Here is a 14501-nt window from a genome sequence, read left to right as displayed (position 1 = left end):
CAAATGTTAGTATTAGTCATCAACAGCGGGAGCTCTTCATTAAAGTTCCAGTTGCTCAACATGGAAACCGAAGAAGTGATCTCTAAAGGCGTTGTTGAACGGATCGGCTCTCGTCAAAAAGCTGAAATCACTTTACAGGCCAAGGGTCTGAAAGTTAAAGAAGAACAGGAAATTCCAAACCACCGGGTGGCTGTAGCCCGGGTGGTAGATGGTTTACTAACCGGTGACCTAAGTGTTTTAAACTCTCTTGAAGAAATTGGTGTTGTTGGGCACCGGGTTGTTCAAGGGGGGACCACCTTTGATCACGCTATTTGCCTGGATAAGGATGTTATCGGCAAAATTCGTCAGTACAGCTCCATTGCGCCCTTACACAACCCCCCTGCCTTGGCCGGGATTGTGGCCTGCCAGGCCCATATGCCGGGGATTCCCCAGGTGGCTGTATTTGACACCGCTTTCCACCACACCATGAATCAAGAGCACTACATGTATGCCATTGATTATGAAGACTACAAAAAATATGGCGTCCGCCGCTATGGGGCCCACGGGACCAGCCACAAGTTTGTTGCCGGTGAGCTGGCCAAGGCCATGGGTAAGGATATCCGTGACCTCAAACTCATCACCTGTCACCTGGGTAATGGGGCCTCTATTACGGCTATTGAAGGTGGGGAAGTGGTTACCACTTCGATGGGCTTTACCCCCCTTGAAGGGCTGATGATGGGGACCCGGTCAGGGGATATTGATGCTGCGGCCGTCCTCTACCTCATGGAAAATAAAAATATGGATACCGTCCAGACCGATGACTACCTGAACAAACAATGCGGCCTCCTAGGGGTCAGTGGCCTCTCTAATGACTTCCGTGATATTGAAGCGGCTATGGATGAAGGCAATAAACGGGCCCAGCTCGCTTATGACATGTTTGTTTTGAAGGTCCGTGAATATATTGGCCGCTATGTGGCCCTTATGAATGGGGTAGACGGGATCGTCTTTACCGCCGGTATCGGCGAAAACGATGACCGGGTCCGCAAGTCCATTTGCGAAAACTTGGACTACCTGGGCATTGAAATTGATGAAGAAAAAAATGCCGGTTGCCGGGAGCGCCGGGAATTAACCAAGGATGGGGCCCGGGTCCGAGTCTTTGTTATTCCGACCAATGAGGAATTGGCCATCGCCCGGGAAACCGTCGAAAGCTTGATTAAGTATCCCTGCGATTGCTTAAGCAAGGATGACATTCAAGCAGACGACTTTTAAGTGATATAAAAATAAGCAAGGCTGTCGGTTAATGACAGCCTTGCTTATTTACTTATGGGGTTAATGTGTAATTAGCTGTTTTATACCAAAATTGACATTTTTCCCGGTCGCCGGACCGCCAAGCCGGGGTATGACGCGGTACTTCAGCAATACCATCAAAGTGGCCCTGGAGATTTTCTAAGGTTCGCCGAGAGGGGGCGTTATCTGGGTCGCAGGTGATGATGACCGTCTCCATCTTTAGCCGGTGGGCCAGGCCTAAAAGGAGGCGGGCAGCCGCCTGGGCATAGCCATGCCCGCGAAAAGGTGGGAAAATCCGGTAGCCGATATGACCGGCATAGGCAATTTCCGGGGCCCAGCCACAGCGTAAGTCACAGGTGCCCATGAGGTCGCCGTCATAGTTATAAATCGAGAAAAACCAGCAGGGCAGCCGGCCTACATAGGCGGACCCGTAGGCATATTTAATGAGCCTGAGTTGCAGGTCGTCTGTGGCCAGGTCTTCATATAAAACGTCCGGTTGGTCCGGCTGGTCATGAAAAAACAAGCGCTTGAGAGTATCGCTCATGGTCATCCCCCCTTCCTTTTAGGATACCCTCCCCCGGGGCGTTCGTCAATAAAAAGGCGGCGGTAAGGGTATATAAATAAAAAGACAAGAGACCCCTATAAAGGAGGTAGAGGATGGAGCTAACTATTAAAAACAAGGTAGGTATTATTCATTTAAATAGGCCGGATAAACTCAATGCCCTGAGCCTTGATGACATCCAACAGATGCAGGAGGCCCTGGAAAAGTGGCTAGAGGACCCGGCTGTCCACTGGATTCTTTTTGAAGGGGAGGGCAAGGCCTTTTCCGCCGGTGGCGATGTCAAGGCCCTATATGACTACAGTCTGGCAACGGGCGACTTTCCAGGCCGCTTTTTTAAGGCTGAATTTGCCCTGGACCAGTTGGTTCATGCCTATCCCAAGCCGGTGGTGGTCCTCTACAAGGGGGTCACCATGGGGGGCGGCATTGGCTTAACGGTCAATGCCGACTTGCGGGTGACTGATGACAGCTTGATTTGGGCCATGCCGGAAACCCAGCTGGGCTTTATGCCGGATGTGGCCATGGGCTGGTACTTCTCCCGGCTGGACCGGGCCGATGGCCTCTACCTTTCCCTTTTAGGGGGCCGGCTGGACTGGCAGGATGCCATCCACTATGGCTTTGCCGACCTGGGCATCCGGGTCGCTGACCGGGCGGCGGCCCGCCAGGCCCTCCTGGAGCTGGCCACCGAAGGCCTTTCCTATGAAGACATGGTAGCCGCCCTGAAGGCCGCCCTGGCCCCCTTTACCCAAGCCAGCGGCCAAGGGGCCTACCAAAGGGACCTGGCCCCCCTGGCTAAAAAATACTTTGATAAGGACCAGCTGGGGGCCATTATGGCCCACCTGCAAAGGGGCTATGAGCCCTTTGCAGCTGAGAGCCTGGCCGGCCTCTTATCCAGAAGCCCCCTGGCTGTGGCCGTGACCTTCTTAAAGTATGCCTACGGGAAAGGCTGGACCCGGGAGGAGACCTTCCGGGTGGACCTGGACCTCCTGGCCTTCCTCTGGGACAAGGCAGAGCCCATGGAAGGGATCCGGGCCACCATGGTGGATAAGAACCACCGGCCGGCCTACTGGCGCCATTCCTACGGGGACCTGGACTGGCCGGCCCTCCACGCCTTTTTCGAAGACCGGTCGCCCCAGGCCTAGCCTTGTCTAGCCGCCAGCTTTATGCTATACTAATATAAATTCGCAGAAAGGGGCGGTAACCATGGCAAAACGCATTAAAACCATCAGCAAACAACAGCTGCAAAAAACCTTGAAAACCGGTGGCTGCGGTGAATGCCAGACTTCTTGTCAGTCTGCCTGCAAAACCAGCTGCACCGTCGGCAACCAAGTTTGCAAACAAGGCTAAGCCTTGCCCGCCTTGTGCGGGTTTTTTATTGCCCGAAAACGCCTTTTTTGGCATCAGAAAAAAGGGCTGTTGCAAAATAGCCCCTCTAACAAACAAAGTCCCAGCTCAAAAAAATGAGGAGGGACTTTGTTTATGGATATATCCATGTAAGCTTATAATATATAGCTAAGGAGAATTTTATAAATCAATTAGGGCTAAGTTTGTCTGCAATCCAGGAGCTGTGTCGAATGATTTTACTCATTCTGACACAGCCCCTTTTGCATTTACTTGCGAACAGGCTTCGAGGCCTAGCACAATTCTTCCTTGACCACGTCCACCACTTCCTGGCCAACCCGGGCTTGGGCCTCGTAGGTTTGGGCGCCTAGGTGGGGGGTCACGCTGACATTGGGCTGGTTGACCAGGTCTGGGTTGACCTCAGGCTCGCCTACAAAGACATCCAGGCCGGCAGCGGCGATCTTGCCGCTTTGGAGGGCATCGATGAGGGCCTGCTCATCAACCAGGCCCCCGCGGGCACAGTTGACCAGCCGGACCCCATCCTTCATGCTGGCAATGGCCGCTGCATCCAGGAGGGGCTTGCCGTCCTTAGAGGCCGGGGTGTGGAGGGTGATGAAGTCGGCCTTTTGAATGAGGTCCGCCATGTCCATGTAGGTATAGGGGACCTGGTCATCGGCGCCGACGATATCATAGTAGAGGATATCCATACCCAGGGCCGCACACTTTTGGGCCAGGAGCCGGGCAGTATGGCCGAAGCCGATGAGGCCCAGGGTTTTGCCGGCCAGTTCAACGCCCCGGTAGTTCTTCTTATTCCATTGGCCCTGGCGCATGGTTACGTTGGCCGGGGCAATAAAGCGGCTAATGGCAAAGAGTTGGGCCAGGGTCAGCTCGGCCATGGCGTTGGCATTGGCCGAGGGGGTGTTGCGGACATGGATGCCCTGGCCCTTGGCATAGGCATGGTCAATGTTGTCAATACCGACACCGGCCCGGACGATGAGCTTTAAGGCGCCGGTTTTGGCAATGTCAATCTGTTCCTTGCGGACCTCTGTGGCTGACCGGATGATAACGGCATCGTAGCCCTTTAAGGCCTCGCCGAGGGCCTCCGGTTCGTAAAAGTGTTCATCGACCTCAGCAAAGGTGCGGAGCTGGGCCAGGGCTTCTTTGGCTAAGCCATCGGTTACTAAAATTTTCATCTAGATCCTCCATTAAAGGCCTAAAATATCTTCTATATCTGCCAGTAGGGCATTTAAGTCATCCATAGTGATTTCCCCCAGGTGGGCGATCCGGAAGGTTTTTTCTTTCAGGTCGCCGTAGCCGTTGGAAATGGCCTTGCCCCGGTCGCCCAGGGCCTTGTTCAGGTCGGCAACGGAAATCCCCCGGGTGTTTTCGATGACCGTTAGGGTGTTGGCCATATAGCCTTCTTCCGGGAAGAGGGCAAAGTGGTTCAGGGCCCAGGCCCGGCAACGGTCGGCCAAGGCCTGGTGGCGGTCAAAACGGGCATCCAGGCCCTCGGCCAGGATGTGGTCCAGCTGCCTGTCCATGGCAAACATGAGGCTCACATTTGGGGTGGAGGGGTACTGGTAGTTCTTTTTTACAATCCGGTCATAAATGGCCCGGAGGTCAAAGTAACCCCCCCGGTATTCAACCTCGGCGGTCCGGTCATAGGCCTTTTGGCTCATGGTGCAGAGGGCCATGCCCGGTGGCAGGGCCAGGGCCTTGTGGGTGGAGGTCAGTAAAATATCAATGCCCAGGCGGTCCACCTCGATTTTCATGCCGCCGGCCGAGGAAACGGCGTCGACACACCAGACCACGTCCGGAAAATCGGCCATGACCTGGCTGATTTCTTCTAAATTATTGGCCACCCCGGTGGCGGTTTCGCTGTGGGTAGTGGTGACCAGGTCGTACTTGCCAGTGGCCAGGGCTTCGCGGATTTGTTCAGCGGGCACGTGACGGCCCAGGTCGACTTCGATTAAGTCGGCCGGGACCCGGTTGGCCAGGGCCATCTTATACCAGCGCTTCCCGAAGTCACCCATGGCGCAGCAAAGGGCTCTTTTCGCAGTACAGGAGCGGACAGAGGCCTCCATAAGGCCGCTGCCGGAGGAGGTGGATAAGAGCACCAGGTTTTTGGTATAAAAGAGCTGCTGTAATTTTTCCGTGATAGCCTGTTGGAGGGCGGAAATCTCCTTGGTCCGGTGGCCGATGAGGGGCTGGGCCATGGCCTCTAGGACATCTGGCAGGACCTCAGTGGGGCCAGGGATAAATAATTGTTTGTGATCGATTTGCATATCAATGCCTCCTAATCTCCTGAAGTGCCGTTATGGTATCATATGGACGCAAGTACTTCAAGCACGGATAGCTGTCCACAGAGCATTAAATATGCTTATACAATAAAAATGAACCCGGATCCAGCGACTGGTTGACGGATTGGCCAGCGGCAGTTATAATAAATATATGTATTAGTCGTGTAACACAAATCTGTGTGACCCCAGCGCTTGCTGGGTAAAAGAAAGTAAGACAAGCCGTTGGGACAAAATAAGGAAGGTGAATAATGAGTTTTCAATTTCATGAAGCATTCCCCCGGGTACAGATGAAGACGGATGCCAAGGCCGCCCTACGGGGCAACTGGCTAACAGCCATTGCCGTTACCATCTTATATGGTATCTTCTCCTACTTGGGGTCCTACGCCATCTTAAAGATGATGCTGCCTGGGATTTCTATGCAGACATTCCTACTTAATAATCAAGAGCTGTTCACGGACTTCCAGCAGCAGATGCCGGCGATGGCCGAAAATCCCCAGGTCATGGGGCTGGTGGCCCTGGTCAGCCTCATTGTTGGGGTACTTTTATCAGGGATTTTCCAGATTGCCTTTAATATGTGGTCCCTGGCTGTGGCTGAACGGGATGAAGAAAACACCGGCCTGGGTGCTTTCTTCGGCTTCTTTGCCTATGGGATTAACGGGGCCCTCCTCTTTATCTGGATGAACTTATGGCTCTTTATCTGGATGCTGCCCTTCTTTGTGGCCTTCACCCTCCTGGTCTTTTTAGCCGGTGACGGCAGCTCGGTCCTCTTTGGCCTGGGCATGGTCCTGGGGATGCTGGGCCTGGCAGCAGTTGCCATCTGGAAGAGCATCCAGTACAGCATGGCCTTCTTTGCCCTGGCAGATGACCCGGACCTCGGTGTCCGCCGGGCCCTGCGTCTCTCTATCGAACGGACCGAAGGGCAGATTGGTCAATTGCTCCTGATGTACCTCTCCTTCTTCGGTTGGATGATCTTAACCAGTATCGTACCGCCGGTTCAGCTCTATGTCACCCCCTACATGAACGTGTCCTTTGCCAATGCTTGGCGCTTCCTCCGTCCCGGCGGCATTGACGGTCGCCTGGTTAAAGAGGCCGAGCCGGTGCCGGCTGCCCAACCGGTGGCTAGCCCTGGCCCGCAAGACCTGCCGGCGGACCCGGTGCCACCGGAAGACCGGACCGGACTCCCAAGTGACCCGCCCGGCCAGGACTGGGAAGGACCTGTAGATAAGGAGGAGCGCTAATGGCCAACGATTTTCAGCCCAAGGCTTTCACAGAAGGTCAGGGCCGCCCTGAGTCGCCGCGTCAGAAGAAGCCCAAGCGCAACCGGACGGCTGTCACCGCAGGGGTTATCATTGGCCTTTTGGCCCTCCTGGTCCTCCTGGTAGTCCTGGCGCCCGCAGGCCAGCAGGCCCGGGATGGTTGGGATAGCCGGGGCGCTGCCTTTCATGACACCATTATGGCCATCGATGTCGATGGGGTCATTGAAGAAGCCGGCGCCAGCTATAACCAGGAATGGCTGGAAGGGGCCATTGAAGAGGCCCGGATGGACAAGCGGAATAAGGCCATCCTCCTGCGAATTGACTCCCCGGGTGGCACTATTTATGAAAGCGATGCCGCCTGGCGGGCCCTCATGAAGTATAAAAAAGAAACCGGTCGGCCGGTATACGCCTATGCCGAACACCTCATGGCCTCCGGCGGCTACTACATCGCCTCGGCAGCAGATAAGATTGCCGCTGACCGGAACTCCATCGTCGGCTCTATTGGGGTCATCGGTGGCCGCTTTGTCGATGCATCCGGCCTCTTTGATAAACTGGGCCTGAAGTTTACCACTATCCATACAGGGGCCAATAAGCTCATGGGGGACCCGTCAGAGCCCCCCACTGAAGACCAGGTCGCCATCATGCAGAGCATGAGCGACGAGGCCTATGCGCAATTCGTAGACATTGTCGCCCAAGGCCGGCAGATGTCCCCTGAAGCGGTCAAGGCCCTGGCAGATGGCCGGGTCTATACTGCCAGGCAGGGGCTGGCCAATGGCCTCTTAGATGAAGTTATGACCTATGAAGAATATGAAGAAAAGGTCAAAAAAGACTTAAAGGGCAAGGGCATCATGGTTATAGAGAGAAGCTATGAAACGCCGGTCCGTTGGAACCTTTTCCGGACTGGACAAGGCCTGGCAGACCTCCTGCAAACGGCCGTCCTGGGCAATGACCTATCTGCCGCCCTGCAAACCGTCAAAGACTTACAAATCACTGAACCCATGTATCTTTACCAGTAGCTGAGTCCCGGACCGGGGAATGACTCCCCGGTCCGGTTTTTTCTGGAAACCCTTGGCCTGCAGCCACCTGGAGACCGGCCATGACCGATCAAGCGGGAGGGGGGGTATAAGCAGGGCATATAGGACCATAGCGGAAATAAATTGTACATTGGCCTAAAGTGTTTGTATAATGACCTTGAGTTAAAGGATTGCTATATTTTTTTGGTTGTTGTGGATACTAAACGATTTATAAGAAAAGGAGTGAAAGCATTGCCAAATGCGGATAATAAAGCCTTCTCTTTCCAAAACGATGACAAGGACATCGTTTGTACACCGGAGAAAAAGCCGACCAATACGAAATTATATGTTCATTCATTAATTGGCATAGCTATTATGGTTGTCTTTCAATTTCTCCCGGCCATGGGTGGGATTACCCCCATTGGGATGAAAATGGTCGGGGCCTTCTTAGGGATGGTTTACCTATGGTCCCTGGTTGATACCATGTGGCCCTCATTACTGGGTCTTATCTTTATGGGTTTCTCCGGCTTTGCCGGTGAAGGGGCAGAGGGTATGATCAATACCATGCTCAACGCCTTTGGTCAACACACCGTCCTCTTAACCCTCTTCTGTATGGTCCTTTTTGGGGCCCTGTATGAAAGCGGCTGTACCAACTACATTGCCAACTGGTTCCTGACGAGAAAAATCATCACCGGTCGGCCCTATGTTTTCGTAGGTATCTTTTATGCAGCCTGCTACCTCTTGTCCACCCTGATTTCACCGATTTCCTCCCTCTTGGTGATGTGGCCCATCGCCCTTTCCCTGATGGAAGAATTGAAAATTGAGCTTTGCGACAAGTTTTGGCCCTATTTCTTCGTAGGGATGTTCTTTGTATCCACCATCGGCCAGCCCCTCTTCCCCTTTATGGGCGCCCAGCTGATTGTGGTCTCCGCCTTCCAGTCGATGAGCGGGATGGCTGTGCCTTACGGCCAATACATGGCTTTAAACTTAATCATGTGCTTCTTACTAGGCCTTGTCTATATCCTGGTCCTTAAGTATATTATCCGCCCGGATGTCAGCAAGCTGAAGGCAGTCAATGCTGAAAAAATCGCTGCGCAGAATACCCTGCCCCCGATGAACGCCCAGCAAAAAGCCTTCTTAATCATGCTGCCGATTTATATCGTGCTCCTGCTGATGCCCTCCTTTTTACCGAAAACCTTCCCCTTGGTACCGACCTTAACGGCCCTAGGGCCTCTAGGGGTGACCATTGTCTTTGTTATATTCTTTAGTATTATCCGCTTTGGGTCCGGCCCCTTCCTGAACTTTAAAGAAGTGGCTTATGGCCAGCTCTCCTGGGGGATTTACTTTATGATCGCTGCGGCTGTTTATGGGGCCAATGGCCTTTCTGCCGACTCTACCGGCGTCAAGACCTTCCTCTTATCTGCCTTGAACCCCATCTTAGGGGGCCGGTCTGAAATGGCCTTTGTGGCCATCATGTTCACCGTGGCCCTCATTATCACCAACTTTGCCAACAATGCCGCTATGGCTGTGGTCCTGATGCCGGTTATCCTGGCCTTTAGTGAACAGATGGGTATTGAGCCCATGCCTGTGGCTATGGGTGTTGGGATGATGGTCTTCGTGGCCATGTTGACCCCGGCTGCTTCTCCCCACGCTGGGATGATGCACGGCCGGAAAGACATCTACACCACCGGGGATATCATGCGGATTGGCTTCCCCCAATGTATCGCTACCCTGATTTTCTACATCTTCATCGGCTACCCCTTGGCTAAATTGCTTTTCGCCTAAATCAAGACTTTATCCTTGACCGGCAATGTGCTTTTTAGTATAATGGCTTGGACTCAATGATAGATGCTCATTGATTTTCGATGAAAAGAGGTGGTAACATGAAAGACGGAATTCATCCGGATTATCATGAAGTAAAGGTAACTTGCGGTTGCGGGAATGAGTTCACCACACGGTCTACGTCTAAAAATGACATTAAAGTAGAAGTGTGCTCTGCCTGTCATCCGTTCTACACCGGCAAACAACGCACCCATGGTGCCAAGGGCCGGGTAGAAGCCTTCAATAAAAAGTATAATCGTCAATAAGCACGACCTTCTGCAGGCCGCTGCCGGTCACCCGTGCAGCGGCCTGTTTATTTTATCAGTTACTTTGTCAAAGAAATCAAAAAAATGATGGATTTCTTTGATACAATTGGCTATACTTGTTGTATGTGCAAATGCCCTCTGGCTGGCGACACCTGGTGGGTAAAACAAAAGGAGAAAGGATGTAGGCTTGTGCAAAAGAAAATGAATTGGCAAATGCTGGCCGTCCTAACCATTGGACTGCTATGTCTTATGCCAGAAGCAGCGCTGGCTGCCGAGCATACCCCCCTTGGGGACCGGTTACCGGTATGGAGCATTATCCCCTTTGTCGGGATGCTCTTGTCCATTGCCCTGGCGCCGCTGATTAATGCTGAATGGTGGGAACATAACCAGGGCAAAACGGCTATTTTTTGGTCTCTGGTATTTTTAGTGCCCTTTACCATTGCGTATGGTCCCGGGGAAACCATTATGGAATTATTCCATTCCATTTTATTGGACTATGTTCCCTTTATTATCTTGTTATTCGGGCTCTTCTGTGCCACCGGGGGGATTGTCCTCCGTGGGAAATTGCGCGGGACCCCTAAAGTCAACGTTATTATCTTACTCATCGGGACCCTGATTGCTTCCTGGATTGGGACCACCGGGGCTGCCATGGTCCTTATTCGGCCCCTGATCCGGGCCAATAAGTGGCGGATCCGTAAAAAACATACCATCATCTTCTTTATCTTCCTGGTATGTAATATCGGTGGTTCCTTAACCCCGGTCGGTGACCCACCTCTCTTTATGGGCTTCTTACGGGGCGTCCCTTTCTTCTGGACCCTCCAGCACTTATGGCAACCCTATGTGCTGAACTCTGCCATCTTACTCCTGGTCTTCTTCATCATGGATAGCCGGGCTTACAAGAAAGACTTGGCTGACTTAGGCGGGAAAATCCCCGATGACGGCGAAGAAGGTAAGTTGCGGGTGGAAGGTGCCCATAACTTTATCTTCCTGGGGATGATTGTCCTAGCAGTTATCCTATCTGGCGTCCTCACCAAGCTGCCCATGTTTGCTGACCAAGCCACTGGCGAAATCTATGGCCTCCAGCTCTATGAATACGGCGGCGAAGTGGTCACCTGGGGTTACCTGAGTATTTTGCGGGATGTGGTCATCCTGCTGGCCGCCTTCCTGGCTATGAAAACCTCCAGCGAAAAGGCCCGAGCTTTCAACGAATTCAGCTGGGCACCTATCGCAGAAGTGGCCAAGCTCTTTATCGGTATCTTCATCACCATGATTCCGGCCCTGGCCATCTTAGGGGCTAAAGGGGCTTCCCTGGGTCTGGAACACCCGGCCCAGTTCTTCTGGGGCACTGGTCTCCTGTCCTCCTTCCTGGACAACACCCCGACCTATGTGGTCTTCTTCACCACCGCTGCTTCCCTCCATGCCCACGACGTGCCCGGGGTTATGACCACCCTCGGCCTCATGCCGGAACACATCTTAATGGCTATTTCAGCCGGGGCCGTCTTCATGGGGGCCAACACCTATATCGGTAATGCGCCGAACTTCATGGTCCGGTCCATTGCTGAAAACGCTGACATTAAGATGCCCTCTTTCTTTGGTTACATGGGCTGGGCCCTGGTATTCCTGATCCCGCTCTTTATCATCAATACCTTGATCTTCTTCCTGCCCTATGCCTCTTAATACCACTAAGGACAGCCCGGTGCTGTCCTTTTTTTATTGCAAGCCGGCGGCCGTCAAGGTATGATAGAGGTATGATGAATTGAGGAGGCGATAAGCTTGACAATCCGCATGAAAAAACGAGCTGTGATAGGGCTTTTATTGATGATGGTGCTTTCCCTGACTGCCTGTGGCGACCAGGAGAAGGACCCCATGGCCGCCGCCGGCAGTGGTGAGCCTCTGCAGGCCGGCGATAAGGTCGATGCGGAAGCGGCCTACGAAGGCAACCGCCTCATGACCGGCGAAGGGGTGGCCATCCGCGGGCACAAGGTCTACTTAGACGATGTCCCCCTGGCGGTTCGGGAAAAGGACCTGGCCCGGGCCCTGCCGGATAAAGAATTATTGCGCCTGGCAGCCAAGTACCAGGCCTTTCCTACAGAAGAAGACCTGAAGGGCGACCTAAGCCCTCTGACTCAGGACACTGACGGAACCACAGATACAGCCCAGGTCATCAGCCTCAATGGCCATCTCAAGGACCTCCTGGCCGATAAGGTTGAAGCCGCCTGGCGGGCGGACCGGGGCATCATTGCAAAGATCAGGCAAAAAGACCGGTCCGCAGCGGACTGGGAAGCCTTTCTGGCCAAGCAGGATGACAAGGACAAGACAGACCTGATTTTACGACGGTAACCAGTAAGACCCCACCGGCCTTTGGTCCGGTGGGGTCTTACTGGTTAAGGGGTCCTCGCCCAGGAAAAACTGAAAAGTGCTTATTGAGTAAAAGAGGGCGGCCTGCTACACTGGAAGTAGCTTAATATGTAGGAAATAGGTTAGTGATAGGAGGAAAATATGGATTTTAGTAAGATTTTTATAGACGGCAGCTGGCAGGCAGGGGCCTCCGGCCAGTTCATCCAAGTAGAAAACCCCTGGACCCTGGAAACCCTGGCAGAGGTACCCCGGGGTAACAAGGATGATGTCAATGAGGCTGTGGCTGCAGCTAAAAAAGCCTTCCCGGCCTGGGCCGGCAAAAGTGCCCAAGAGCGGGCAGATATCATCGAAGCCGGCCTGGAAAAATTCAAGGGCTACCGGGAGACCCTCATCGACTTGGAAATCGATGAACTGGGCCAGCCCCGAGAATGGACCAGTAAGATGCACGTGGACCGGAACTTCAAGCGGATTGAAAGCTTTCTGACCATCGCCCGGTCCTATAAGACTGAAGAAAAGCTGACCCATGGCCGGATCGTTCGGGAACCGTTGGGCGTTGTTGCCCTCCTGACGCCCTGGAACTATCCCCTGGGCCAGGTGGTGCAAAAGGTATCCCCGGCCCTCTTGGCCGGCAACACCGTGGTCTTAAAGCCCAGCCAAACCACCCCCCTGTCAGCCTACTACCTGGTCCAGGCCCTCCATGATGCCGGTCTCCCGGCCGGCGTTCTCAACCTGGTCAGCGGGGCCGGCGGAGAGGTGGGCGACGCCCTAACCACCCACCCGGACGTCCGGATGGTAAGCTTTACCGGGTCCACCGCCAGCGGCCGGCAAGTTGGCCGGGACAGCCTGTCCACCATCAAAAAATTTGCCCTGGAGCTGGGCGGAAAGAGCCCCCTGGTCGTCCTGCCCGGCGCCGACTATGCCGATGCAGCGAAAATTGTGGCCGGGTCTTGCTTTGCCAATAGCGGGCAAACCTGCATCGCCTATACCCGGCTTCTCGTTCCGGAAGGGGATAAAGAAAAGGCCATCGCCGCCTTAAAAGAAGAAGTGAAAAACTGGCGGGCCGGAGACCCAAGAGACCCGGCGTCCACCCTGGGCCCTATTGTTTCCGCCAAGCAGTACGACAAAGTCTGCGACCACATCGCCATAGCCCTGGCTGATGGGGGCCAGATGGTCATCGGCGAGATGCCGGATAAAAGGGCAGAAAAACGCCTGGTCCAGCCCATCGTCTTTACAGACCTGCCGGCAGATGCCAAGGCCGTCCGGGAAGAAATCTTTGGCCCGGTCCTAGTCATCCAGACCTATAAGGACCAGGAAGAAGCCGTCCGGCTTGCCAATGACACCCCCTATGGTCTGGCCGCCGGTGTCGTTGGCCCGGAAGAAGCAGCCATCGCCGTCGCCCGCCGCCTGGAAGCCGGCCAAGTGACCGTCAACTTCGGCACCCGGGATATCTTCGCCCCCTTCGGCGGCTACAAGGAAAGCGGCCTGGGCCGGGAAGCCGGTGTCATGGGCTATGAAGAATACCTGGAAGTCAAAGCCCTCTTTTATTAAGCTTGAAGTGCCCCCCCCCAGCCCCAGTGGGTTGGGGGAATTTTTATGCTAAAGGGTCTTGAATTTTCAGATAACTGTGCTATTATTATGATAATAATAAGACCAGCCACTGCAAGATTAGAGGTTGATAAAAGTGAGCCAAGGGCCTACACTTAACAGACAGACAGACAGACAGACAGACAGACAGACAGACAGACAGACAGACAGACAGACAGGATAAGTCGGTCTTTTTTAGCCTGTCAAAAAAGGCCTAGCCCTACAGTTAGCTAAATAGCTTTGTGCGCCTGCCATTCGGCACGGTGGAAGCTGTTTAGCCACTGTAGGGCTATTTATATTGTCTTTGCAAGACTCCTACCGTCGCACTTGATTTTTTATTGGAGGGATATCATGTTGAAAAGAACAGCAGCCGGCCTGGTGGCCCTGGTTTTTCTAATCACCTGCTGCCTGCCTCCGGTCTTGGCCAAGGCTGAAGAACCGGTAACGAAGACCTTTATTGTGCAAACCGCAGATGGCAGTGAACTAGGCCAGTTTGACCATCTCAATGAGGCTATTGGACAAGCTGAAAAAGAACCTGAAGGGACGGCCATCACCATTTTACAAACCAGGGACCATGACCAAAATAGGGATGACGGGATTTATACCGTCAACAGGACGGAGATCGCCCTCAAGCCTGCGGATGGTGTGCGCAAAACCATTACCTCTAAAAAAGGAGGGGGAGTTGCTTACATCTCTTCCAAGCTAACTGTAGAAAACATCGCAATTGACGGGCAGAA

At 53.7% G+C, this 14501-nt stretch carries 14 protein-coding genes; 11 read left to right on the top strand and 3 right to left on the bottom strand.

The window, feature by feature from the left end; genetic code table 11:
* Window positions 1-3 precede the first annotated feature (3 nt).
* Window positions 4-1248 carry an acetate/propionate family kinase gene (locus tag ACLGL1_RS08600; protein ID WP_411008272.1) on the top strand — a complete coding sequence of 415 codons (1245 nt, stop codon included), beginning with the start codon at window positions 4-6 and terminating at the stop codon, window positions 1246-1248.
* A gap of 52 nt (window positions 1249-1300) precedes the next feature.
* Here ACLGL1_RS08600 and ACLGL1_RS08595 read toward each other — a convergent pair whose 3' ends face one another.
* On the bottom strand, window positions 1301-1810 hold the full coding sequence (locus tag ACLGL1_RS08595; RefSeq protein ID WP_411008271.1) for a GNAT family N-acetyltransferase: 510 nt from the start codon (window positions 1808-1810) through the stop codon (window positions 1301-1303).
* 113 nt (window positions 1811-1923) lie between these two features.
* Here ACLGL1_RS08595 and ACLGL1_RS08590 point away from each other — a divergent pair, with 113 nt between their 5' ends.
* Complete coding sequence (locus ACLGL1_RS08590; protein WP_411008270.1) at window positions 1924-2967, top strand: enoyl-CoA hydratase/isomerase family protein; 1044 nt, start codon at window positions 1924-1926, stop codon at window positions 2965-2967.
* A 61-nt stretch (window positions 2968-3028) separates the two neighbouring features.
* Window positions 3029-3172 carry a six-cysteine ranthipeptide SCIFF gene (gene scfA / locus ACLGL1_RS08585; RefSeq protein ID WP_411008269.1) on the top strand — a complete coding sequence of 48 codons (144 nt, stop codon included), beginning with the start codon at window positions 3029-3031 and terminating at the stop codon, window positions 3170-3172.
* A 287-nt stretch (window positions 3173-3459) separates the two neighbouring features.
* Here scfA and ACLGL1_RS08580 read toward each other — a convergent pair whose 3' ends face one another.
* Both ACLGL1_RS08580 and ACLGL1_RS08575 read right to left on the bottom strand, forming a co-directional pair.
* Window positions 3460-4359 carry a D-2-hydroxyacid dehydrogenase gene (locus ACLGL1_RS08580; RefSeq protein WP_411008268.1) on the bottom strand — a complete coding sequence of 300 codons (900 nt, stop codon included), beginning with the start codon at window positions 4357-4359 and terminating at the stop codon, window positions 3460-3462.
* Between the two features lie 12 nt (window positions 4360-4371).
* On the bottom strand, window positions 4372-5451 hold the full coding sequence (locus ACLGL1_RS08575) for a pyridoxal-phosphate-dependent aminotransferase family protein (RefSeq protein ID WP_411008267.1): 1080 nt from the start codon (window positions 5449-5451) through the stop codon (window positions 4372-4374).
* Between the two features lie 263 nt (window positions 5452-5714).
* Here ACLGL1_RS08575 and ACLGL1_RS08570 point away from each other — a divergent pair, with 263 nt between their 5' ends.
* From ACLGL1_RS08570 to ACLGL1_RS08535, 8 genes are all read left to right on the top strand, one after another.
* Window positions 5715-6704 carry a DUF975 family protein gene (locus ACLGL1_RS08570; RefSeq protein WP_411008266.1) on the top strand — a complete coding sequence of 330 codons (990 nt, stop codon included), beginning with the start codon at window positions 5715-5717 and terminating at the stop codon, window positions 6702-6704.
* Window positions 6704-7738 carry a signal peptide peptidase SppA gene (sppA, locus tag ACLGL1_RS08565; RefSeq protein ID WP_411008265.1) on the top strand — a complete coding sequence of 345 codons (1035 nt, stop codon included), beginning with the start codon at window positions 6704-6706 and terminating at the stop codon, window positions 7736-7738. Before ACLGL1_RS08570 ends, sppA begins: the two co-directional genes overlap by 1 nt.
* Before the next feature lie 249 nt (window positions 7739-7987).
* Complete coding sequence (locus tag ACLGL1_RS08560) at window positions 7988-9520, top strand: SLC13 family permease (protein WP_411008264.1); 1533 nt, start codon at window positions 7988-7990, stop codon at window positions 9518-9520.
* A gap of 98 nt (window positions 9521-9618) precedes the next feature.
* Window positions 9619-9822, top strand: a complete 204-nt coding sequence (gene rpmE / locus ACLGL1_RS08555) for a 50S ribosomal protein L31 (RefSeq protein ID WP_411008263.1) — start codon at window positions 9619-9621, stop codon at window positions 9820-9822.
* A gap of 189 nt (window positions 9823-10011) precedes the next feature.
* Entirely contained in the window at window positions 10012-11499 is a 1488-nt protein-coding gene (locus tag ACLGL1_RS08550; protein ID WP_411008262.1) for a sodium:proton antiporter, read from the top strand.
* A 96-nt stretch (window positions 11500-11595) separates the two neighbouring features.
* Entirely contained in the window at window positions 11596-12162 is a 567-nt protein-coding gene (locus tag ACLGL1_RS08545; RefSeq protein ID WP_411008261.1) for a hypothetical protein, read from the top strand.
* Between the two features lie 159 nt (window positions 12163-12321).
* Window positions 12322-13728 carry an aldehyde dehydrogenase family protein gene (locus ACLGL1_RS08540; RefSeq protein WP_411008260.1) on the top strand — a complete coding sequence of 469 codons (1407 nt, stop codon included), beginning with the start codon at window positions 12322-12324 and terminating at the stop codon, window positions 13726-13728.
* A gap of 387 nt (window positions 13729-14115) precedes the next feature.
* A partial coding sequence (locus ACLGL1_RS08535; RefSeq protein WP_411008259.1) for a hypothetical protein occupies window positions 14116-14501 on the top strand: 386 nt, incomplete at its 3' end.

The sequence above is a fragment of the Peptococcus simiae genome (genome assembly GCF_046569735.1).
Classification (GTDB): domain Bacteria; phylum Bacillota; class Peptococcia; order Peptococcales; family Peptococcaceae; genus Peptococcus; species Peptococcus simiae_A.
The sequence above is the reverse complement of the archived record's forward strand: the minus strand, read 5'-3'. Positions and strand labels throughout refer to the sequence as shown.